This is a genomic window from Microbacterium sp. A8/3-1 (genome assembly GCF_040267695.1).
In the GTDB taxonomy this organism is placed as follows: domain Bacteria; phylum Actinomycetota; class Actinomycetes; order Actinomycetales; family Microbacteriaceae; genus Microbacterium; species Microbacterium luteolum.
In genome coordinates this window covers 3,757,619-3,778,676 of record NZ_CP158357.1, presented here as the reverse complement: position 1 = coordinate 3,778,676, position 21,058 = coordinate 3,757,619, and the positions used below count along the sequence as shown (strand labels likewise).

18 protein-coding genes and 1 tRNA gene are annotated in these 21,058 nt (G+C 68.8%); 3 read left to right on the top strand and 16 right to left on the bottom strand.

Annotated features, from left to right (window positions below; all coding sequences use genetic code 11):
- Nucleotides 1-52: 52 nt before the first annotated feature.
- From ABS642_RS18445 to ABS642_RS18435, 3 genes are read right to left on the bottom strand one after another with little or no spacing between them, the layout of a single operon-like run.
- Nucleotides 53-922, bottom strand: a complete 870-nt coding sequence (locus ABS642_RS18445; RefSeq protein ID WP_350351272.1) for an ATP-binding cassette domain-containing protein — start codon at nt 920-922, stop codon at nt 53-55.
- The gene (locus ABS642_RS18440) at nt 919-1,962 is read right to left on the bottom strand and encodes an ABC transporter permease (protein WP_350351271.1); all 1,044 of its coding nucleotides are present in this window, start codon (nt 1,960-1,962) and stop codon (nt 919-921) included. Before ABS642_RS18440 ends, ABS642_RS18445 begins: the two co-directional genes overlap by 4 nt.
- A 58-nt stretch (nt 1,963-2,020) precedes the next feature.
- Complete coding sequence (locus tag ABS642_RS18435; protein ID WP_350351270.1) at nt 2,021-3,007, bottom strand: substrate-binding domain-containing protein; 987 nt, start codon at nt 3,005-3,007, stop codon at nt 2,021-2,023.
- A 152-nt stretch (nt 3,008-3,159) separates the two neighbouring features.
- Here ABS642_RS18435 and ABS642_RS18430 point away from each other — a divergent pair, with 152 nt between their 5' ends.
- A complete protein-coding gene (locus tag ABS642_RS18430) occupies nt 3,160-4,344 on the top strand; it encodes a Gfo/Idh/MocA family oxidoreductase (protein WP_350351269.1) in 1,185 nt (394 codons plus the stop codon).
- 55 nt (nt 4,345-4,399) lie between these two features.
- Here the strand turns inward: ABS642_RS18430 and ABS642_RS18425 are convergent, their stop codons facing one another.
- The 8 genes from ABS642_RS18425 to iolC form a co-directional block, all read right to left on the bottom strand.
- Nucleotides 4,400-5,188: a TIM barrel protein gene (locus tag ABS642_RS18425; protein WP_350351268.1), complete on the bottom strand. Its 789-nt coding sequence runs from the start codon at nt 5,186-5,188 to the stop codon at nt 4,400-4,402.
- A 13-nt stretch (nt 5,189-5,201) separates the two neighbouring features.
- Complete coding sequence (gene iolG, locus ABS642_RS18420) at nt 5,202-6,212, bottom strand: inositol 2-dehydrogenase (protein WP_350351267.1); 1,011 nt, start codon at nt 6,210-6,212, stop codon at nt 5,202-5,204.
- A gap of 45 nt (nt 6,213-6,257) precedes the next feature.
- Entirely contained in the window at nt 6,258-7,175 is a 918-nt protein-coding gene (locus ABS642_RS18415) for a sugar phosphate isomerase/epimerase (protein WP_350351266.1), read from the bottom strand.
- A complete protein-coding gene (iolD, locus tag ABS642_RS18410) occupies nt 7,172-9,097 on the bottom strand; it encodes a 3D-(3,5/4)-trihydroxycyclohexane-1,2-dione acylhydrolase (decyclizing) (RefSeq protein ID WP_350351265.1) in 1,926 nt (641 codons plus the stop codon). The genes ABS642_RS18415 and iolD overlap by 4 nt, the downstream gene beginning before the upstream one ends.
- Nucleotides 9,097-10,011, bottom strand: coding sequence for a 5-deoxy-glucuronate isomerase (gene iolB / locus ABS642_RS18405; RefSeq protein WP_350351264.1), 915 nt, complete (start codon nt 10,009-10,011; stop codon nt 9,097-9,099). The genes iolD and iolB overlap by 1 nt, the downstream gene beginning before the upstream one ends.
- Before the next feature lie 74 nt (nt 10,012-10,085).
- The gene (locus ABS642_RS18400; protein WP_350351263.1) at nt 10,086-11,654 is read right to left on the bottom strand and encodes a CoA-acylating methylmalonate-semialdehyde dehydrogenase; all 1,569 of its coding nucleotides are present in this window, start codon (nt 11,652-11,654) and stop codon (nt 10,086-10,088) included.
- A 17-nt stretch (nt 11,655-11,671) separates the two neighbouring features.
- Nucleotides 11,672-12,571, bottom strand: coding sequence for a deoxyribose-phosphate aldolase (locus ABS642_RS18395; protein ID WP_350351262.1), 900 nt, complete (start codon nt 12,569-12,571; stop codon nt 11,672-11,674).
- Nucleotides 12,571-13,527, bottom strand: a complete 957-nt coding sequence (iolC, locus tag ABS642_RS18390) for a 5-dehydro-2-deoxygluconokinase (protein WP_350351261.1) — start codon at nt 13,525-13,527, stop codon at nt 12,571-12,573. Before iolC ends, ABS642_RS18395 begins: the two co-directional genes overlap by 1 nt.
- 175 nt (nt 13,528-13,702) lie before the next feature.
- Here iolC and ABS642_RS18385 point away from each other — a divergent pair, with 175 nt between their 5' ends.
- On the top strand, nt 13,703-14,461 hold the full coding sequence (locus tag ABS642_RS18385; RefSeq protein ID WP_350351260.1) for a GntR family transcriptional regulator: 759 nt from the start codon (nt 13,703-13,705) through the stop codon (nt 14,459-14,461).
- A 40-nt stretch (nt 14,462-14,501) separates the two neighbouring features.
- On the opposite strand, the gene ABS642_RS18380 is transcribed toward ABS642_RS18385, so the two are convergent.
- Nucleotides 14,502-14,592: transfer RNA gene (locus tag ABS642_RS18380), tRNA-Ser, on the bottom strand.
- 57 nt (nt 14,593-14,649) lie between these two features.
- The gene (locus ABS642_RS18375) at nt 14,650-15,696 is read right to left on the bottom strand and encodes a hypothetical protein (RefSeq protein WP_350351259.1); all 1,047 of its coding nucleotides are present in this window, start codon (nt 15,694-15,696) and stop codon (nt 14,650-14,652) included.
- Between the two features lie 112 nt (nt 15,697-15,808).
- Between ABS642_RS18375 and ABS642_RS18370 the strand changes: the two genes are divergently transcribed.
- Entirely contained in the window at nt 15,809-16,585 is a 777-nt protein-coding gene (locus ABS642_RS18370) for a hypothetical protein (RefSeq protein ID WP_350351258.1), read from the top strand.
- 27 nt (nt 16,586-16,612) lie between these two features.
- On the opposite strand, the gene cydC is transcribed toward ABS642_RS18370, so the two are convergent.
- From cydC to cydB, 3 genes are read right to left on the bottom strand one after another with little or no spacing between them, the layout of a single operon-like run.
- The gene (gene cydC, locus ABS642_RS18365; protein ID WP_350351257.1) at nt 16,613-18,334 is read right to left on the bottom strand and encodes a thiol reductant ABC exporter subunit CydC; all 1,722 of its coding nucleotides are present in this window, start codon (nt 18,332-18,334) and stop codon (nt 16,613-16,615) included.
- Nucleotides 18,331-20,019, bottom strand: coding sequence for a thiol reductant ABC exporter subunit CydD (cydD, locus tag ABS642_RS18360; RefSeq protein ID WP_350351256.1), 1,689 nt, complete (start codon nt 20,017-20,019; stop codon nt 18,331-18,333). The genes cydC and cydD overlap by 4 nt, the downstream gene beginning before the upstream one ends.
- Nucleotides 20,016-21,044, bottom strand: a complete 1,029-nt coding sequence (gene cydB, locus ABS642_RS18355) for a cytochrome d ubiquinol oxidase subunit II (protein WP_350351255.1) — start codon at nt 21,042-21,044, stop codon at nt 20,016-20,018. The genes cydD and cydB overlap by 4 nt, the downstream gene beginning before the upstream one ends.
- Nucleotides 21,045-21,058: the final 14 nt, after the last annotated feature.

Genomic DNA, 21,058 nt, shown 5'->3' with positions numbered 1-21,058 from the left:
CGTTCGCACGGGAGCGGGACGACTGATCCACGCGGAAGGCGCGCACCCGAGCCTATGGAGATTCAGTGCTGTGCGCGCCCCCGGTTGCCTCTTTCTCCAGCTCTTTCACGATCGCGGAATCCGCGCCCAGAGTCTGTTCGAGCTCGTGCGCCAGCGAATCGAGTTCGGCGCCACCGGCCATGAGGCTCGTGAGCTCGGCGAGGTCGATGTCCGCCTTCTCGTAGTTGCCCAGGCTCGTCCCGCGGTTCAGCAGCAGGAATCGGTCGCCCACAGGGAACGCGTGGTGCGGGTTATGCGTGATGAAGACCACGCCGAGGCCGCGGTCGCGCGACCGTGCGATGTACTTCAGCACGACACCCGACTGCTTGACGCCGAGCGCGGCCGTCGGTTCGTCGAGGATCAACACCCGGGCACCGAAGTACACGGCGCGAGCGATGGCGACGCACTGGCGCTCACCTCCGGAGAGCGTTCCGATCGGCTGATCCACGTCGCGCAGGTCGATGCCCATGTTCGCGAGCTCGGTATAGGTGACCTCCTTCATCCGCTTCACGTCGAGGCGGCGGAAAGGACCTCGCCCCTTCGTGAGCTCGGAGCCGAGGAAGAAGTTCCGCCACACCGGCATCAGCGGAACGACGGCGAGATCCTGATAGACCGTGGCGATTCCGGCATCCAGGGCGGCTCGCGGCGAGGAGAAGCTGACGGGCTCGCCGTCGAGGAGCATCTCGCCCTCGCTCGGCGTGTGAGCGCCGGCGAGCATCTTGATGAACGTCGACTTCCCCGCGCCGTTGTCGCCGAGGACGCAGGTCACCTGGCCGGCGTTCACCGTCGTCGAAACACCGCTGAGGGCGTTGATCGCACCGTAGCTCTTGCCGACATTGCGGACTTCGACGACGGGCACCGCCGTCGCTGTGGTCGTGGTCATTTCGTTCCTCCTGCTCGAAGGCGCACCCAATGGTTGAGGAAGACGGCGAGCAGGAGCATCGCGCCCAGGAAGGTGCGAAGCCAGTTCGTGTCCCACTGTGCGAAGGTGATGCCCTGGAAGACCATCCCGTAGATGAGGGCGCCGAGTGCCGCGCCGATCGCCGAGCCGAAGCCACCGGTCATCAGGCAGCCGCCGACGACGGCGCAGATGATGTAGATGAACTCCTGGCCCACGCCCGTGTTGGCTTGAACCGTCGAGGTGCGGAACAGCGAGATCATGCCGACGAGCCAGGCCGCGCCCGCCGTCACCATGAACAGGCCGATCTTGGTCTTGAGAACCGGCACGCCCACTTGGCGCGACGAGTTCAGCGCGCCGCCGACAGCGAAGATCCAGTTCCCGGAGCGGGTGCGCAGGAGAACCCAGGTCGCGAGCGCCGCGACAAGGAACCACCACAGCACGGAGACGTAGAACGTGCCCCCGCCGATCTGCATCGATGACCCGAACACGGGCTGGATCGTGTCGTAGAACGGCACCTTCGTCATGCCCTGGATGGCGACCTGTCCGGTGATGAGCTTCGTCACGGCCAAGTCGATGCCGGCCAGCACGAAGAAGGTGCCGAGGGTGATGATGAAGCTGGGCAAGCCCGTCTTCATCACGAGGAACCCGTTCAGCGCGCCGATCGCGAGTGCGGCAGCGAGCGAGATCAGTACGGCGACCCAGATGTTCAGGCCGTAGTGCGTGGTCAGGACTCCGACGATGAGAGCGGTGAAGCCCGTCATGACGCCCGCCGAGAGATCGAACTCCCCGCCGATCATGAGGAGAGCCACCGCGACCGCCATGATGCCGAAGGTCGAGGCCGACTCGAGCCAGACGCCCGCACCCGCCATCGTCATGAAGGTGTCGGTGTACACGGAGAAGAAGATCATCACCGCCAGTGCGGCGACGAGTGCCCCGATCTCGGGTCGTGCCAGCAGTCGTCGTACCGGCTGACGCTCCAGTCGTGGTCGCGTCGCGATTGTCACTATGTCCGTCGTGGTCATCGTCGGCTCCTTTCGTGTCGCGGAGCCGGAGGGGTGACCTCCGGCTCCGCGGGGATGATCAGCGCGTGCCGTTCTTCGCGAACTCGGCGACCTCGGCCGCGTTGTCCTTCGTGACGAACGCCGGACCGGAGTAGACCGGCTGACCGCCGCCGATGTCATTCCCGTTCAGGCTCTTCAGGTAGAGAGCGGTCACGCCCAGGAAGCCCTGCACGTAAGGCTGCTGGTCGACCGCGAACAGGATGCTGCCGGCCTCGATCGCGCTGACGACATCCTCGGAGAGGTCGAAGGTCGCGACCTGTGCAGAGCTGCCGGACTCGTCCACCGCGCCGACGGCGTCGATCGCGTACTGTCCGCCGAGCGTGAGAACGGCGTCGATCGAGGGATCGGCCTGGAGCTTCGACTTGATGGTCGCCTTGACCTCGGCGTCGTTGGTGCCGTCGACCTGGAGGTTCTCCATCGACCCGCTGAAGGCCTCAGCGGCAGCCGCGCATCGCTCCTCCAGTCCGATGTTGCCGGCTTCCTGGATGACACACAGTGCCTTGGTCGCGCCTTCCGCGCCGAGCCGCTCCCCGACCGCCGCCCCGGCGATCGACTCGCTCTGTCCGATGTGGGTGATCGCTCCGAACTCCTTGAACTTCTCGAGTCCGGAGTTGATTGTCACCACGGGGATCCCCGCTTCCACCGCCCGCTCCACGCTGTCTTTGACGCCGTCCGGGTTGGCCATCGAGACGACGATCCCGTCCACGCCCTGTGCGATCGCGTTGTCGATGAGCTGCGACTGCTTCGCGGGGTCGGGGTCGGAGTTGTAGGTCACGTCGACGCCGTAGTCGCTTCCGGCCTGTTCTGCGCCCGACTTGACTCGGTCCCAGAAGGAGTCGCCGGGGGCGGAGTGGGTCACGACGGCGTAAGTGAAGCCTTTCGACTCGGTGTCTCCGGTTCCACCGCCGTCGCCGTCGGTCGTTTCCTGGCCGGTGCCCGAGCAGGCCGACAGCAGCAGAACCGCTGATACCGCGAGTCCCAGGCCGCCGAGGAGGCGCTTGTTCATGTGATTTCCCTTTCGGTGAGGACGCAGTCGACATCGACTGATCGCATCCTGTGACGTCGGTGTCGGGGAGATTCTGACATCGACGACGAATGTTTGTCAAGACATTCTGTCAATGGGTACTGTAGAGGTACATCTTCGCTGAAAGGACAGCCATGACCAACAGGGCGCACATCGGTGTGGGGCTCATCTCCGTCGGATGGATGGGACGGCTCCACTCCCGGGCGTATCTGGCAGCGCCCCGGCACTATCCCGACCTTCCGGTGACCTGCGAACTCGTCGTCGCGGCGGATCCCGATCCGCACAGCCGCGCGCATGCCACCGAGATCCTCGGGTACCGCGAGGCGGTCGCCGACTACGCGCAGGTGCTCGATCGAGACGACGTCGATGTGGTCTCGATCTGCTCACCGAACTTCCTCCATCACGAGATCGCCCTGGCCGCCATCGCGGCCGGTAAGCCGTTCTGGATCGAGAAGCCGATGGGTCGAAGCGTGGCGGAGTCGAGCGAGATCGCCCGCGGAGCGGCGGCGGCCGGGCTGGTGACCGCCGTGGGCTTCAACTACCGTCATGCCCCTGCGGTCGCGCACGCGAGGAAACTCGTGCGCGAAGGGGCCCTGGGAACGATCACCAACGTGCGCGTCGCGCTCATCGCCGACTACTCGGCCGACCCCGACGGCGCACTCACCTGGCGGTTCCAGCGCGAGCGGGCCGGGACCGGCGTGCTGGGCGATCTGCTCTCGCACGGCGCCGACCTGGCGCAATACGTCGTCGGCCGAATCGCCTCGGTCAGCGGCATGACCGAGACCTTCATCCGCGAACGCCCGCTCCCCGCTTCGGGCGCGGCCAGCCACTTCAGCAAGGGCGCGAGCGACGCACCCCGGGGACAGGTGGAGAACGAAGACTACGCCGCCGTCCTCGCGCGCTTCGACTCGGGGGCGGTCGGCGTCCTCGAATCGAGCCGCGTCGCCATCGGCCCGCGCGCCGAATACCGCCTCGAGGTTTACGGCACCAAGGGGTCACTGCGCTGGGACTTCCAGCGGCTCAACGAGCTCCAGCTCGCCGATGACGCTGCCGGATACCGCACGATCATGGTCGGGCCGGGATACGGAGACTTCGCGAACTTCCAGCCCGGCGCGGGGACGAGCATGGGCTTCGACGACCTCAAGACGATCGAGGCGTCGCTGTTCCTGCGCTCGGTGGTGGAAGGGCGGCAGCTCGCGCCATCCGCGGCAGACGCGTGGTCGGCATCCGAGATCGTCGACTCGGCGGTGCGGAGCGCCGCCTCCGGCGCCTGGACCCCGGTCGCCGCCGTGGAGGGAACGACGACCTACGACGCCTGACGGGAAGGGGCGGGCGATCCCCATCGCCCGCCCCCGCCCCCGCCCCGTTCGCCGGTCAGCCGGCGAAAGCCGCTCGGAAGGCGCGGAGCGCAGCTTCCGAGTCGGACGCTGCCCAGGCTTCCAAGCCCACCACGCCGTCGTACCCGAGGTCACGCAGCACAGCGGCGACCGCCTCGTAGCGGATCTCCCCCGTGCCGGGCTCGCAGCGCCCTGGCACGTCGGCGACCTGGATCTCGCCGATCCAGGGCCGCGCCTCTCGCACGAGCTGGATGAGGTTCCCCTCCCCGATCTGTGCGTGATACAGGTCGAGATTGAGGCGCAGTGCCGGCGAGTCGACCGATCGCACGAGAGCCAGCGTGTCGGCAGCGCGGGCGAAAGGTGTGCCTGGATGGTCGACCGCGGTGTTCAGGTTCTCCAACGTGAAGACCCTGCCGGCTCGAGCACCGAGTTCTGCCAGCCTGCCGAGAGTGCCGGCCGCCGTGACCCAGTCGGCCTCGCTCACGCTCTCCCGCGGCCGCACCGGGAGGCCGTTCGAGTCCAAGCCGGTGCCGTGCAGATTCAACCGCGGAGAATCGATGACGTCCGCCATCCGCAGCGACTCTTCGGCGGTGGCCAGGAGTTCCGCGATGCCGTCCTCTGTGGTGAGGTCGCCGCGGAGATAACCCGTCATCGATGAGAAGACGGCTCCCGTCGCCGCCAGGGCGGGAAGGTCTTTCGTGCTCCAATCCCAGATCTCCACCTCGAAGTCGAGGTCGTGCAGTCGGCGCACCCGGTCGACGAACGGAAGCTCGGTGAAGAGCATCTCGGCCGATGCGGCGAGGCGGAACGCTCCTGGTGTGGTCATCAGCACCCCCGGATCAACCGAGCGCCACGGGCACGACGACGCGCTCGGTCGCCGAACGCTGCGCCGCGTCCGCGAGCACGAGTGCGGCGCGGCCGTCCTCGAACGTGGGGCTCGTCGACGCTTCGCCGCGTGCGAGCTTGATGAACTCGCGCAGCTCGGCCGCATAGGCGACGGCGTACCGCTCGAGGAAGAACTGCTCGTACGGCGGCTTGGCTTCGACGGCATCGGCGGTCGACAGGCTCACCAGACTCGACGGGGCGTTGGCGACGTGCAGCACCCCTCGCCCGCCGAAAGCCTCGATGCGCTGGTCGTAGCCGACGGAGCTGTGCCGAGAGTTGACGATCGTCACGATCGCGCCGGATGCCGCGCGAAGCGTCGTCACGGCGGTGTCGAAGTCGCCGTGCTCGCGTGCACCGTCGTCGAACGTCGTGGAGCCCACCGCCGAGACCTCCACGATCTCGGGGAGGAAGAAGCGCGCCATGTCGAAATCGTGGATCGTCATGTCGCGGAAGATCCCCCCTGACACCGCCACATACGCCGCGGGCGGGGCAGAGGGATCGCGGCTGATGATCGTCAGCTGCTCCAGCGCGCCGATCTCGCCGGCGGCGACGCGTGCCCGCGCGCTGGCGAAAGACGGGTCGAAGCGCCGGTTGAACCCCAGCGCCACCGGAACACCCGCCGCGGCGACCTTCGGCCGCAGCGCATCGACGCGCGCGATGTCGAGATCGATCGGCTTCTCGCAGAGCACGGGGATGCCGGCATCCACCGCCTGTGCGATGAGGTCGACGTGCGTCGGCGTCGGCGAGGCGACCAGCACCGCGTCGACGTCACCCGAGGCGAAGAGCTCATCGGCGTTGTCGGTCGCCGTGCCCCCGTAGGTCTCGGCCACGGCCCGGGCGCCCGCGACGAAGGGATCGGCGACCCAGCTGAGGACCGCCTCAGGATCTGCGGCGATGCTCGCGGCGTGGACCTGGCCGATGCGGCCGGTGCCGATCAGGCCGAAGCGGAGGGGTTTCTGAGTCATCGGTGTTCCTTGTCGTGATCGAGTCGAGGGTGGATGAACGGGCGTTCAGGCCCAGGCGCTGAGGACATCGCGATTGCGGACCTGGTCCGCGGCCCGCTCGGCGCGGAAGTCGGCGAGGGAGATGTCGGGCCCGTTCAGCACGTCCTGCTCCACGACGATCCACCCGTCGAATCCGCGCTGCTCGACCGCGTCCATCACGGCGGTGAGGTCGATATCGCCCTGCCCGAAGGCGACGAAAGCGCCGGACGACCAGACCTCCGGCATGCCGCCGCCGGCGGCGAGGACCCCGCGCAGCGCCGTGAGATCGACGTCCTTGAGATGGAGGTGGTTGATCCGGTCGCCCCAGCGGGACACCGCCTCGAGCGGATCACCCCCCGCGATGAAAAGGTGCCCGGTGTCGAGCGTCAGGTCGATGTCGACGTTCGCCAGGAAGCGGTCGATCTCGTCGGGCGACTCGACGAAGGTGCCGGCGTGATGGTGGAACGTCGGCTCGAGCCCGGCGGCGCGGACCAGGGCGGCGGCGCGCTCGGTGTTGGCGATCAGTCGGCCCCATGCGACCTCGGTGAGAGGATCGACGTCGCCGCCCCGGCCGGGAGACGCCCGACGGGCCGCCGAGCCGTCGTCAGCGAGGGTGGGAAGCGGCAGGCGCGAGGGGCCGCGCTCCGCCGCCTCAGAGAACACGCGCAGCGCGTCGCTCAGCTCGGGGAGCGCCGCCTCGAACGCCTCGTCGTCCGAGAACGGCAGCTGCACCCAGCCGCCCGCGAGGTCGAGGCCGCGACTCTCGAGCCGGGTGCGCAGCTGCTCTCCACGTCCGAAGTACCCCAGCGGACCGAGATCGACGCCACGGTAGCCCGCCTCGGCGAGGATGTCGAGCATGTCGTCCGGTTGAACGGTCTCGGCGCCCTCCGGGGTCATCTCGAACACGCCGAAGCTCACCGGCGCCCCTGCCACCGTCGCCTTCATTCGCCCGCCTCCGGTCCCACCAGTGGCCGCTGCGTGATGCGCAGTTGTTCGTATTCGACGCGCGCCTTCTGCGTCGACGGGAGGCTCGAGACCTCGGGGACCGGCACGTCCCACCAGCCTTCTCCTCCCGGCGAGTACAACCGCGGATCGCTCTCGATGTGGATGACGGTCGGGCCGTCGGATGCCTTCGCCGTCGCAACCGCGGCCGCGAGGTCGGTCACCGCATCCGGGCCGGGAGCGATCTCGATCACGTCGACGCCGTAGCTCCGGGCGTTCATGGCGAGATCGACGGGAAGCTTCGCCTCTCCCTGGAAATTGCGTGCCGCGGGGTCGTACTCGCGATACAGCGTGCCGAAGCGCTCCGATCCGACGGTCTCGGACAGATGCCCGATCGAGGCGTAGCCGTGATTCTGGATCAGGATGACGATGAGCTTGATGCCCTCGGCGACCGCTGTCACGAGTTCGGTGTTGAGCATGAGGTATGAGCCGTCGCCGACCATGACGATGACGTCACGGTCGTCGCCGTCGGCGAGCAGTCCTCGCTTCGCGCCGAGTCCTCCGGCGATCTCATAGCCCATGCAGGAGAACGCGTACTCGACGTGATAGCCGAGAGGGTCTCGCACTCTCCAGAGCTTGTGCAGGTCGCCGGGAAGCGAGCCCGCTGCCTGCACGATGACATCCTTCGGCGCGCTGGCCGCCTGGACGGCACCGATGATCTCGGACTGTCCGGGAAGAGCGCGTCCGCTGGGCGCGAATGCCTCGTCGACGAGCGAGTCCCAGCCTGCCTTCTCGCGTGCGGCACGCGCGGCGTGCTCCGCAGGCACCCGGTACCCCTCGAGCTCGGTCGACAGCGCGACGAGCGCCTCCCTGGCGTCGGCGACGACCGGGAGCTGCGTTCCGTGCTTGTAGGCGTCGAACGACGCGACGTTGATGTTGACGAACGCGACGGCGGGGTTCTGGAAGGCCGTGCGCGATGCCGTCGTGAAGTCGCTGTAGCGGGTGCCGATGCCGATGACGACGTCGGCCTCGGCTGCGAGCCGGTTGGCGGCGAGCGTGCCGGTGGCACCGATACCGCCGAGGTTCTGCGGGTGGTCCCAATCGAGCGCTCCCCCGCCGGCCTGCGACGTGGCGACGGGGATACCGGTCGCTTCGACGAGCACGCGCAGCTGGTCCTCGGCGCTCGAGTAGATCACGCCCCCGCCGGCGACGATGAGCGGCTTCTTCGCTCCGCGGATCGCGGCGACCGCGCGGGCGAGCGGGCCGCGCTCCGGCAGCGGACGACGGATGTGCCACTCGCGATCCTGCAGGAACTCGACCGGCACGTCGATGGCCTCGGCCTGGACGTCTTCCGGAAGTGCGATCGTGACGGCGCCGGTGTCGGCGGGATCCGTGAGCACCCGCATCGCGGCGAGGGCGATCGAGTACAGCTGCTCGGGGCGCTGGACGCGGTCGAAGAACTTGGACAGCGGGCGGAAGGCGTCGTTGACGGTGAGCCCGATGTCCCATGGCTGCTCGAGCTGCTGCAGCACGGGGTCGGCGACTCTCGTCGCGAACGTATCGCTGGGCAGCAGCAGCGCCGGCAGTCGGTTGGTGGTCGCGAGCGCGGCGCCGGTCAGCATGTTCGTGGCGCCCGGTCCGACGGATGCCGCAGAGGCGAGCGTCGCGCGACGGCGGTGCATGCGGGCGAAGCCGACCGATTGGTGCACCATCGCCTGCTCGTTGCGAGCCTGGTAGTAGGGCATCAGATCGGGCTGCTCGACGTTCACCTGCTTGAGAGCCTGCCCGATGCCCGCGACGTTGCCGTGGCCGAAGATGCCGAACATGCCGGGGATCGTGCGCTCGCGGATGTCGCCGTCGACGGTCCACTGGTGTCCGAGGAATTCCACGAGAGCCTGGCTGACCGTCATCCGCTTCGTCGCCATCACTGCTGTCCTTCTGTCTCGTTGCCGAAGGGCAGTCGAGAATCGATCTGCTGCCCCTTCCAGGTGTCACGCACCCACGCGTGCGCGGGGTCGTCGCTGATGAGCCATTCGCGTTCGGGGTCGGGACCCGCCATCACGTTGAGGTAGTAGAGGTCGTAGCCCGGGGCCGCCACGGCGGGCCCGTGATAGCCGTAAGGCACCAGGGCGATGTCTCCGGAGCGCACCATCGCGTTGATGTCGATCTCGCCGGCGGGCGAGGAGTACGTGCTGAACATCCCGAAGGCCGCGTCGCCGACGGCATCCGCCCCCGCCACGGGAGCCGCCTCGAAGTAGTAGATCTCCTCGAGGCGCGACTCGCGGCCCGGCACGTGCTCGTCGTGCTTGTGCGGAGGATAGGACGACCAGTTCTCGGCGGGCGTGATGACCTCGCACACGATGAGGCGCGCGGCGTCGAGCGCGAGCGGAGTGCCGAAGTTGTGCACCTGCCGGCTGGAAGCACCGGCGCCCCGCAGTTCGATCGGGGTCTCGGCTGCGGGAATGCGCCGGCTCGGCTTGACGACCGTCGTCGGCGAGGTCGCGATGGCGACACGACCTTCGCCGGTCAGGCGCGCCGTGGAGTCGGAGGAGAGATAGAGGACATCGGTCGGACCGTCGAAGACGGATGCGCGGCCGGTGAGGTGCGTCGTGGTCGCGGCCCCGTCAGCCGTGTGGACGATGTCGAACGATCCCGAGAGCGGAACCACGATGCGCTCGATGCCGATGTCCGACAGCTCCAGCGTGGTGCCAGGGGCGATCTCCGCCACGCGGATCCCGGTGTGCTCCCAGTCGGGAGTCCGCTCGTCGACGACGCTCTCCCAACCGCCGCGGGCGAGTGCGCCGCGCCGATGGAACCAGCGCTGGTCCGTGGTGCTCATGTGTCTCTCTCGTGTGGGGGTTCGGATGCCGCAGCCCTCGGAGCGATCATGCCGGGCTGCGGCATCCGTTGTCATCAGGTGTTCTGCGGGAACCCGAGGTTGATGCCGCCGTGCGTGGAGTCGTTGCGGGTCGCGGGGTCGATCCACCGGGCCGTGATGGCCTTCTCGCGGGTGAAGAAGTCGAATCCGTGCACGCCGTACGCCTTCGCGTCACCGAACAGCGACTTCTTCCAGCCGCCGAACGAGTGATACGCGACCGGCACCGGGATCGGGACGTTGATGCCGATCATGCCGACCTGCACCTCGTTCTGGAACCGGCGAGCCGCTCCCCCGTCGTTGGTGAAGATCGCCGTGCCGTTGCCGAACTGGCCCGAGTTGATCAGGTCGAGACCCTCATCGTAGGACTGCACGCGCACGACCGAGAGGACGGGTCCGAAGATCTCCTCCTGATAGGCCCGCGACGTCGTCGGGATGTCGTCGATCAGAGTGGGACCGAACCAGAACCCGTCTTCGTGCCCCTCGACCGCGAGCCCGCGACCGTCGACGACGATGGTCGCGCCGTCCGCTTCCGCGATGTCGACGTAGGACGAGACCTTGTCGCGGTGCACGTCCGTGATCAGCGGGCCCATGTCGGGTTCCCCGTTCGCGTCGCCCGCGCCATTGCCGATCCGCAGGCGACCGATGCGCTCGGTGATCTTCGCGATCAGGTCGTCGGCGACCGGCTCGACGGCCAGCACCACGCTGATCGCCATGCACCGCTCGCCGGCTGCGCCGAATCCCGCGTTCACGGCCTGGTCGGCGACGAGGTCGAGATCGGCATCCGGAAGGACGAGCATGTGATTCTTCGCACCACCGAGCGCCTGCACCCGCTTGCCGTTCCTCGACGCCGTCTCGTAGATGTACTGCGCGATCGGCGTGGATCCGACGAACGAGATCGACTGCACCACGGGGCTGTTCAGCAGGCCGTCGACCGCGGCCTTGTCACCCTGCAGCACCGTGAAGACGCCGTCGGGGAGCCCCGCCTCTTTCCACACCCGCGCGAGCCACAGCGCGGCGGACGGATCCTTCTCGGACGGCTTGAGGACCACCGCGTTGCCCGCCGCGATCGCGATCGGGAAGAACCACATCGGGACCATCGCCGGGAAGTTGAAGGGGCTGATGATTCCCACGACCCCGAGGGGCTGCTTGAGCGAGTACACGTCGACACCGGTCGAGGCGTTCTCGCTGAACGCGCCCTTGATCAGGTGCGGGAAGCCGGTCGCGAGCTCCACGACCTCCTGACCGCGCAGGATCTCACCCATCGCATCCGACACGACCTTGCCGTGCTCAGCCGTGATGATCTCGGCGAGCTCGAGCTTTCGCGCGTTCAGGAGCTCACGGAACGCGAACAGCACGGTCTGCCGCTTCGCGATCGAATAGCGACTCCACACTTCGTAGCCTCGCTGCGCGGAGGCGATCGCCGCGTCGATCTCGGCCTGGTCCGCCAGTGCGACGTGTGCCTGGACGGCACCGGTCGCCGGGTTGTAGACGGGAGCCGTCCGTCCGCTGGCGCTCGGATGCTCGGCACCGTCGATCCAGTGCGAGAGGACGCGGATGCCGGAGTCGGCACCGGCACGAACGGGTGCGGTCTGCGTCGTGCTCATGGTTCGTTCCTTCGGTGTCAGAGGGTCGGGTGGACGAGGCCGGCAGCGATGTCCACAGCTGCGGCGACGTTCCCGTCGGGGGGATACAGGAGGGTGCGACCCACGGTGAGCCCGCGCACTCCCGGGAGGGAGAGCGCGTCTTCCCAGGCCGCGAACGTCTCGTCGGGGTCGGCGCCGGAGTCGCCACCGAGGAGGAGGGTGGGCATGGTCGTCGCGGCCATGACGCGCTCCATGTCGTCGACGACGGGGATCTTCATCCAGGTGTAGGCGCTCGACGAACCGAGACCGGCGGCGATCGCGATCGACAGGATCACGGCATCCGTCGACAGGTCGTTCACGACGCGGCCGTCGACCCATCGGCTCAGGAAGGGCTCGAGCATGATGGGGAGCTTCGCTGCTGCCGCCCGAGTGACGGCGTCTGCCATCGCGACGAGCGTCGACGTGGTCCCGGCGTCGTCGAGATTGACCCTCAGCAGTGCCTTGGCGACGTCGATGCCCGCATCGACCATGCCGGGCACGTCGTATGCCGTCACGCGGTCGTCCATCTCGAACGACGCTCCGCGCAGGCCCCCGCGGTTCATCGAGCCCACGACGATCTTGTCGTCGAGCAGGCCGAGGGCGGCGAGGTCATCGATGATGTCGGGCGTACCGAGCACTCCGTCGACACCGGGTCGGCTCAGCGCGAGCGCGAGCCGATCGAGCAGGTCGTATCGGTCCGCCATCGCGGCGGGGTTCGCGCCGACGGCGAGCGCACCGCGCGCAGGATGATCCGCGGCGACGATGAAGAGGCGTCCATCGCCGCGCAGCACGTCGCGGCGGCGCCGGCGAGCGAGCGCCTCGCCGATCGTATGCGGCGCCGAGGCGCGCACCGTCCGCAGACGGTCGAAGTCCTCAGGGGCGAGGAAGGATGCAGCCATCAGCGCTGTCCTTCCTCGATGAGGGCGACGACTTCGTCTTCCGTCGGCATGGCGATGGAGCATTCCAGGCGCCCCGCCACGATCGCTCCGGCGACGTTGGCGAAGCGCAGAATGCGCTCGAGGTCCCATCCTGCGAGGAGCCCGTGACACAGGGCGCCGCCGAATGCGTCGCCGGCGCCGAGCCCGTTGACCACATCGACCCAGTGCGGAGGAACCTCGACCGTCTCGGACCGGGTCTTCGCGAGTACGCCCTTCGGGCCTTGCTTCACGATCGCGAGTTCGACTCCACGCTCGAGGAGGGCATCCGCTGCCCGCTGGGGCTCGGTCTCGCCGACCGCGATCTCGCACTCCTCGCGGTTGCCGACAGCGATCGTCGCGAACTCGAGTGCGCGCCCGATCTGCGTGCTCGCCTCCGCAGGGTCCGCCCAGAACATCGGCCGGTAGTCCAGGTCGAACACGGTCGTCCCCTCCGTGCGGGCCTGCAGTGCGGCAAAGTGGGCGGCCCTACTCGGCTCCTGGCTGAGCCCGGTGGTCGTGAACCACAGGATCCGCGCGGTGCGGATGGCATCCAGGTCGAGATCGGCGGGAGTGATGTTGAGGTCAGGCGCCTTGGGCTTGCGATAGAAGTACAGCGGGAAGTCGTCCGGCGGGAAGATCTCGCAGAACGTCACCGGGGTCTGCAGCGTCGCATCGACGAACACGTAGCGCGGGTCGACCGCGAGCCGCCGCAGTTCGCGCAGGAGATAACGTCCGAACGGGTCGTCGCCGACACCCGAGACGAGGGCGGTCGATCGGCCGTAGCGCGCAGCGGCGACCGAGACGTTGGCGGCGCTGCCGCCGAGGTACTTGCCGAACGTCGCGACGTCCTCCAGGCCGACTCCGGACTGGAGCGGGTAGATGTCGACGCCGAGCCGGCCGAACGCCAGCACGTCGAGAGGAAAAGTGTTCTCGGTCATACTCCGGTGTACAACTCTCTGCGGCGTCTCGAAGAGCATCCGCATCGTCGGATCATTTGTCCTGACAATAGCACAAGGAGGAATCCGTGCAACAGTGCGGGCGCCGCCTCCTCCACGAACATGAAACCGCCCATGTAAGATTGTTGCGACAATACAACGAGGACGGATCGGACTGATGGCAGACGACGTGGTGCGACTCGATGAACTGCTGACGTCACTGGATCGCACCGGACCCGTTCCGCTGTACTTCCAGGTGTCGTCGGCAATGGAGCGGGCGATCCGCTCGGGCGAGATCCCTCCAGGCGCCCGGCTCGAGAACGAGATCGCCATCGCTCAGCGGCTGTCTCTCTCACGTCCCACCATCCGTCGCGCGATGGAGGAACTCGTCGACAAAGGACTTCTGGTCCGCCGGCGCGGAATCGGCACGCAGGTCGTGCAGGGGCAGGTCACGCGAGAAGTCGAACTCACGAGTCTCTACGAAGATCTGCAGAGCTCCCATCACGAACCGGGCACTCGCGTGCTCGAGCACGACACGCGCCCTGCAGATGCGGCGACCGCGGAGGCCCTCAGCGTTCCCGTCGGCTCCGACATCGTCTATCTCCGGCGCCAGCGATCGACGGACGGCGTCCCCGTCGCGATCCTCGTCAACTGCCTCCCGCCCGAGTTCGCCGACATCACCACCGAGCAGCTCGAATCCAAAGGTCTGTACCAGATCCTGCGGTCCCGGGGCGTCACCATCCGGGTCGCGAACCAGCGCATCGGCGCCCGACGTGCGCACGGCGACGAGAGCGCACTCCTCGACATCGACAAGGGCGGTCCCGTCCTCACGATGGAGCGCGTCGCGTACGACGCCTCAGGGAAGGCGTTCGAGGTAGGCCATCACTGCTATCGCCCGGACATGTACAGCTTCTCGACGACACTCGTCGCAAAGTAGCCAGGTACGGAAGAACCCCCTCACGAGGAGGGGGTTTCCATGGCGGTGACGGTGGGATTTGAACCCACGGTAGGGGGTTACCCTACACAACTTTTCGAGAGTTGCACCTTCGGCCGCTCGGACACGTCACCGCGGAACAGCTTACGCGAGACCGGCCCAGCGCGCGAATCCGCACATGCGCACGTGCATCACCAGGCCGCGGCGACCTCGGCATGGGTGCGGAGGATGCCCTCGGTCGACCCGGCCGGCGCCCGGCCGATGCCGCATTCGGTCGCGACGCCGAACTCCGGCGCGAACGGCACAGCGGCGGCGATGCGTCGCGTTGCGCCTTCAGCCCCGTCCTCGCGGTGCACGAGCCCCAGATACAGCTCCGAGACGGGCACGAGCGAGGCGAGCGGCGCGAAGTAGCCCTCGTCGTCACGGGCGATCGGCACCGGCAGGTGGAGCCACGTGAGCGGACGAGCGGATGCCGCGACCACGGCGTTCGCGTAGCGGACGAGGTTCGCGGCATCCGTGGGCTCGAAGAAGTGCTTCTCCCCCGCGTCGCCGTAGCAGAGGTGCACACCGACCTCGACGTCCGCCGGCACGGCGTCGACGAGCGCAGCCAGCTGCGCGACGAGACCGTCGAACGGGTCACCCGGCCACCAGGCCTCCATGACCGCCCCGTAGCCGGACGCATGCTCGATGATGCCCATCTCGCTCGCCACATCCCACTGCACCGCGAGGTCATCGTGCGGGATCGCGGCGAGGATGTCGCCGAGCTCGCGCAGGATGGCCGCGGTGTACACGGGTTCGATCGCCGCGCGGTCGTCGCCGCCGAAGAACGAGGAGATCACGGCGAGCGGCGTCGGCAGCGAGACCTGGAAGCGGATGCCGGACGGCACGGCTCCTTCTTCGCGCAGACGAGTGAACACCGCGTACGACTCGATCGCCGCCGAGGCGTAGCCGAGGGCAGGGAGCTCGATCGCCGCGGCATCCGTCCCCTCCGCGATGCGCAGGCCGCGGGCGTCGATGCCGGCCGGGAACGGGATGGGCTGGTCGCCGACGCGTTCGATCCCCTCGGCCTGGCCGAGGACGTCGGGCTGGAACATGATCCAGTGGAATCGCTTGCCGACCTCGCCGTCGGGCAGGCGCCGGAGACGCGAGCCGAGCAGGTCTGCTGCGGTGCGCATCGTGGTCTCGACATCGTCGTAGTTCACGCTGCCCACGAGGAGGGCACCCTGCGGCTGAGTCATCCCTCCAGAATATCGGCGCGAGCCGAACGGGGTTTTGGACGGCGGCCCTCCGAGCGCCGGGAACTCGCGCGAGTTAGGATGGCCTAAGCACCCCGAGGGAAGGATGCGACCGATGGGCTTCATCACGTCCGAGGCGTTGGCCGAGACCGGCTACGTCGTCCTCGACGATCACCCCGCCGAGATCGACCCCGCCGAATGGCTCGATCTCGAGTACGTGCGCTGGCGCTCCTCGGGCATCACGCGGTTCGCTCCGCTCACGAGCTACGCCGGCGACGTCGACTGCAACGGCTTCTGGAACCACACTCCTCCGCGCACCGACAAGGACGGCGTCTGGGTCTCGACCCAGGTCGCGACCGCGCCGACGCTGCAGCAGTGGGCGCTCGAACCGGGCGCGGGCATCGGGCGCTGCCGGGTCATCGAGCTGCAGCCGAACGAGTACGCCGACGCGATCTACAACCTGCATCAGGACGACAACAACCGCCTCAACGACGAGGGCACCGGCTGGGTCGTGCGAGGGTTCTTCAACCTCACCGACGACACGGAGTCGATGCTTATCCTCCGCTCCGACCGCTTCGATCCGGCGACCGAGGTGCGACTTCCGCTGCGCGCCAGGTCGCGGATCATCGTCGACACGCAGCGCTTCTGGCACGCGGTCTGGCATCGCGGCACGGCTCCGCGCTACGCGCTCATCGCCTCATGGACGAGCGGCCCCGAGCTCGACGCCTACATCGCAGCGCATCACGGAGACCCGCGCCCGACGACCGTCGACCTCGACGCGCAGTTCGTCGACGACGCGCAGGTCGAGCTGCACCGCCGCATCGAGGAGCGCCGCAAGGCGTTCGAGGCGCAGGGCATCGTCATGGAGCCGCCGACGCCGCTGTACAGCTGACGGCTCTGTACAGCTGACCCGACCGCCTCAGACGGTCCGCCCGTTCTCCAGCCGCACGACGCGATCGACCGTCCCCGCCGGCGGCGCGACGTGCGAGATCAACAGCACGGACTGGTCACCGGCGGCGGCGAGCAGGTCTCGCAGCAGAGCGTCGGAGGCATCCGGGTCCACCCCCGCGGTCGGCTCGTCGAGCACCAACACCGGGAAGCCGCGCAGCAGCGCCCGGGCGAGGGCGATGCGCTGGGCCTGTCCGCCGGAGACGAGGGCGCCGCGGTCACCGACCCGGGCGTCGAGACCGCCGCGTTCGCGCACCCACTCCCCCAGGCCGACGCGATCCAGCACGTCGCGCAGCTCCTCATCGGTCGCGGTGTCGCGCGCGAACAAGAGATTCTGACGGATGTCCTCGTCGAACAGCTGCGGACTCTGCTCACACAGCCCGATCGTCCGTCGCAGCGCCGGACCCGACAGCGCAGCAGCCTCCCGCTCGCCGATCCGGTAGTCGCCCTCGGCCCGGAGGAAGCCCACCAGCACCGCAGCGAGGGAGCTCTTGCCCGCACCGCTCGGCCCCGCGACGAGCACACGCTCGCCCGGACGAAGATCGAGGTCGACGCCGGCGAGCGCGGCCGTCCCGCCCGGCCAGTTTGCCCGCACGCCGCGCAGCCGCAGGGAAGGCGTGCCCGCGATCTCGGCATCCTCGCCGTCATCCGTCCGCAACTCCGCCGGCATCCGATCGGGCAGCACGTCGACGATGCGCTCGGCGCTCGACCGCACGCTCCGCCAGGATGCCGCCGCGATCGGCACCGCCCCGAAGATCTCGAACACCACCATCGGCACGAGCACGGCCACCGCCAGCCACGGCCCGTCGATCGCTCCGGTCGCGAGGCCCGGAGCCGCCGCGGCGAGCGCCCACACCGACGCGGCACCGGCGACCGCCGACACCACCCCGGCGGCTATCGCCTGGGCGAGCGAGGCGCGCGCGACCAGGCGCCGGAGCACGGCATCCGCCTCGCGCACGCGCTCTCGAGCCTGCTCCTCGGCGCCGTACGCCAGGAGCACATCGAGGCTGCCGAAGTAGTCGACGAGAGCGGCGGAGAGATCAGCGCGCCGGGTGGAGACGAGTGCCTCGGCCCGCGAGCCGAACACCCACCCCAGACCGACGGATGCCGCAGCGGCAGCCAGCAGGCACACGGCCAGCGTCAGCGCGGCCGGAGGCGAGACGAACGCGATGAACCCCACGGCGCCGAGCGCGACGACCCCCGCGACCGCGAGCGGCTGCACCACACGCAGCGGCAGGATCTGCAGATTCTCGACGTCGTCGACGAGCGCGGCGAGCACCCGGCCGCGATCGGTCGAGCCGAGTCCCGCTGGAGACAGCGGGATGAGGCGGCGCACCATGTCGGCGCGGGTCGTCGCGAGCTGCCGCAAGGCCGCGTCGTGCCCGCTCAGCCGCTCGAGGTACCGGGTCACCGCGCGCGACACCGCGAAGAATCGCACCCCCACGACCGCGATCGACAGCGGCACGAGCGAATCGACGATCGACGCGCTCACGATGAGCCAGCCGCTGACGGCGAGCAGGCTGACCGCGGCAGTGGCCGAGAGCACACCCCAGATCAGTCCGGGGAGGAACCGCGCGATCGGCGGCTGAGCGAGACGCAGGACGCCGCGGACCCGCGCTGCGCGGGAACCCAGGTCCTTTGCCGCGGGTCCCTGCGGCTCCCCCGTGGGTCCCTGAGCTTGTCGAAGGGTCATACGCTCACCCCCAGTGCGACGACCTGATCCGCGATGTCCCGGGCCGACCGGCGATGCGAGACGAGCAGGATCGTCGCCCCGGCATCCGCCCGCTCCCGCAGGGACCGCCAGAGCCGCTCCTCGGTCTCAGGATCGAGCGCGCTCGAAGGTTCGTCGAGCGCCAGCACCCGCCCGGGAGCGGCAGCATGCCGGTACAGCGCGCGGGCGACCGCGACGCGCTGCGCCTGCCCGCCCGAGAGGCCGCTGCCCTGCACCCCGAGCATCCGGTCCGCGTCGATCGAGTCGGCACACGCGGCGTCCAGAGCAGAGCGGATGCCGTCGGCATCGGGCGCCGGATCGCCCAGAGCGACGTTCTCACCGACTGTGCCGCGCAGCAGCCCCGGCCTCTGCCCGGCCCAGGCGAGCCACGCGCTCGGCGGGAGGTCGCGCACATCGCGGCCGGCGAAGTCGGCGGTGCCGTCGAAGTCCGCGGCACCTCGCAGGGCAGCCAGCAGGCTCGACTTTCCCGCGCCACTGGGCCCCTCGATCAGCGTGACCGTGCCGGGTTCGGCCGTGAACGAGACGGGCGGAAGGTCACGCACCCGGAGGTCGGCGACGACGAGCGACCGGTCGTTGAGCGACCGGTCGTTGAGCGAGCGCAGCGAGACGAAACGCTCTCCGTCGCGGTTGCGCGTCGTTCCAGGCGTTTCGTCTCGGTCGCAAGCTCCCTCGCTCAACGACCGGGGGGACTCCGTTGCGGCCCCCGCCTGATCCAGCACATCGAACACGTCCTCGGTCGCCGCGACCCCCTCGGCCGCGGCGTGGAACTGTACGCCGACCTGCCGGATCGGCAGGAACGCCTCGGGGGCGAGCAGCAGCACGAACAGTCCGACCTCCAGCGAGAGGTCGCCGGACAGCAGCCGGAACCCGACCGCCACCGCGATCAGCGCCACCGCGAGCGAGGCGAGCAGCTCCATCGCGAAGCCCGACAGGAACGAGAACCGCAGCACCTTCATGGTCTCGCGGCGGTACTCGTCGGCGGTCTCCTCGATGCGGTCCGCGGCGCGCCGGTCGCGGCCGAACAGCCGCAGCGTCGAGAGTCCCTGCACCGTGTCGGCGAAGCGGGCGGCCAGCCGCTGCAGCGTCTGCCACTGCCGTTGCTGCACCGTGCGCGTCGCGATGCCGATGAGGATCAGGAACAGCGGGATCAGCGGCAGCGTGATGATCGCGGTCAGCCCGCTCGGCCAGTCCTGCCACCACATCACGGCGACGATCACGGGCGTCGCGATCACCGTGAGCACGAGCTGCGGGATGTACCGCGCGAAGTACGCGTCGAGCGCCTCGAGCCCGTGCCCGGCGGTCACCGCGAGCGCGGTCTGGTTCCGCTGCGCCAGCCACCCCGACCCCAGGCGACCGACGGCCGCGATGAGCGCCGACCGCAGCTGCATCCCGGTCTTCGCGGCGGCGCGGGTCCCCGCGGCATCCGACGCCGCGATCAGGATGCCGCGCAGCAGCGCGGCCGCCAGCAGCCAGAGCAGAGAGGACGAGACATCCCGTCCGGCGAGCGCGCCGGTCACGGCATCCGTCAGCAGCCAGGCGAACGCGATCGTCACGGCGGTCTGGACCACGCCGATCAGCGCGGATGCCGCGAGGAACCCCCTCGCGGCACCCGCGTACCGCAGCAGTCGCGGATCGACGGGTTTCATGCGTGTGCCGGCGCCGCCTCGATCGACGAGCGCGTGACGCGCTTGCGGAAGATCCAGTAGGTCCAGGTCTGGTACGCGATGACCAGCGGCAGGGCGATCAGCGCGGTCCAGCTCATGATCTGCAGCGTATACGGCGTGCTCGAGGCGTTCGCGATGGTGAGGCTGTACGCGGGGTCGATCGTCGAGGGCATCACGAACGGGAACAGTGCGAAGAACAGCATGACCACGGCGAACAGCACGGTCGCGGCTCCCGCGGCGAAGGCCCGGCCGTCGCGTCCGCGGAGCGAGAAGAGCACCGCGGCGATCAGGCTGACGGCGGCGAGCGCCCCTGCAGCGACGACCAGCCAGAGCAGCGGAGCTTCCCGGCCCGCGGCGATCCCGATGGTCCAGATCACGGTGCCGGCCGCCACGAGGATCGTCGGGACGGCCGCGATCTTGGCGAGGCGCCGTGCATCCTCATGAACCTGCCCGTCGGTCTTCAGCGCCACGAACAGCACACCGTGCAGGAAGAACACCAGCAGCGTCGTGAGGCCGACCAGCAGCGAGTAGGGGTTGAGGAGGGCGAAGAACCCGCCCACGTAGATGTGGTCCGCATCGATCGCGACACCCTGCACGATGTTGCCGAAGGCGACGCCCCAGAGGAACGCGGGCACGGCCGAGCCGATCACGATCATCCGGTCGAAGCCGCGCTTCCACGCCGCACTCTCGCGCTGGTGCCGGTACTCGAACGAGACACCGCGCAGGATCAGCGCGAGCAGGATGAGCAGCAGCGGAAGGTAGAAGCCGCTGAACAGCGTCGCGTACCACTCCGGGAACGACGCGAAAAGGCAGGCGCCGGCGACGATGACCCAGGTCTCGTTGAGGTCCCAGACCGGTCCGATCGTGTTGATGACCTGGCGGCGCGACACGTCGTTCCGGCCGAGGAACGGCAGCGACATCCCCACCCCGAAGTCGAACCCGTCGAGCACGAAGTAGCCGACGAAGAGGAAGGCGACGATGAAGAACCAGAGCGTTGCGAGATCCATGATGCTCCTTCCTC

Coding starts and splice junctions, on each gene's coding strand:
- ABS642_RS18445 (WP_350351272.1), bottom strand. CDS start 922: ATGACCACGACCACAGCGACGGCGGTGCCCGTCGTCGAAGTCCGCAAT.
- ABS642_RS18440 (WP_350351271.1), bottom strand. CDS start 1,962: ATGACCACGACGGACATAGTGACAATCGCGACGCGACCACGACTGGAG.
- ABS642_RS18435 (WP_350351270.1), bottom strand. CDS start 3,007: ATGAACAAGCGCCTCCTCGGCGGCCTGGGACTCGCGGTATCAGCGGTT.
- ABS642_RS18430 (WP_350351269.1), top strand. CDS start 3,160: ATGACCAACAGGGCGCACATCGGTGTGGGGCTCATCTCCGTCGGATGG.
- ABS642_RS18425 (WP_350351268.1), bottom strand. CDS start 5,188: ATGACCACACCAGGAGCGTTCCGCCTCGCCGCATCGGCCGAGATGCTC.
- iolG (WP_350351267.1), bottom strand. CDS start 6,212: ATGACTCAGAAACCCCTCCGCTTCGGCCTGATCGGCACCGGCCGCATC.
- ABS642_RS18415 (WP_350351266.1), bottom strand. CDS start 7,175: ATGAAGGCGACGGTGGCAGGGGCGCCGGTGAGCTTCGGCGTGTTCGAG.
- iolD (WP_350351265.1), bottom strand. CDS start 9,097: ATGGCGACGAAGCGGATGACGGTCAGCCAGGCTCTCGTGGAATTCCTC.
- iolB (WP_350351264.1), bottom strand. CDS start 10,011: ATGAGCACCACGGACCAGCGCTGGTTCCATCGGCGCGGCGCACTCGCC.
- ABS642_RS18400 (WP_350351263.1), bottom strand. CDS start 11,654: ATGAGCACGACGCAGACCGCACCCGTTCGTGCCGGTGCCGACTCCGGC.
- ABS642_RS18395 (WP_350351262.1), bottom strand. CDS start 12,571: ATGGCTGCATCCTTCCTCGCCCCTGAGGACTTCGACCGTCTGCGGACG.
- iolC (WP_350351261.1), bottom strand. CDS start 13,527: ATGACCGAGAACACTTTTCCTCTCGACGTGCTGGCGTTCGGCCGGCTC.
- ABS642_RS18385 (WP_350351260.1), top strand. CDS start 13,703: ATGGCAGACGACGTGGTGCGACTCGATGAACTGCTGACGTCACTGGAT.
- ABS642_RS18375 (WP_350351259.1), bottom strand. CDS start 15,696: ATGACTCAGCCGCAGGGTGCCCTCCTCGTGGGCAGCGTGAACTACGAC.
- ABS642_RS18370 (WP_350351258.1), top strand. CDS start 15,809: ATGGGCTTCATCACGTCCGAGGCGTTGGCCGAGACCGGCTACGTCGTC.
- cydC (WP_350351257.1), bottom strand. CDS start 18,334: ATGACCCTTCGACAAGCTCAGGGACCCACGGGGGAGCCGCAGGGACCC.
- cydD (WP_350351256.1), bottom strand. CDS start 20,019: ATGAAACCCGTCGATCCGCGACTGCTGCGGTACGCGGGTGCCGCGAGG.
- cydB (WP_350351255.1), bottom strand. CDS start 21,044: ATGGATCTCGCAACGCTCTGGTTCTTCATCGTCGCCTTCCTCTTCGTC.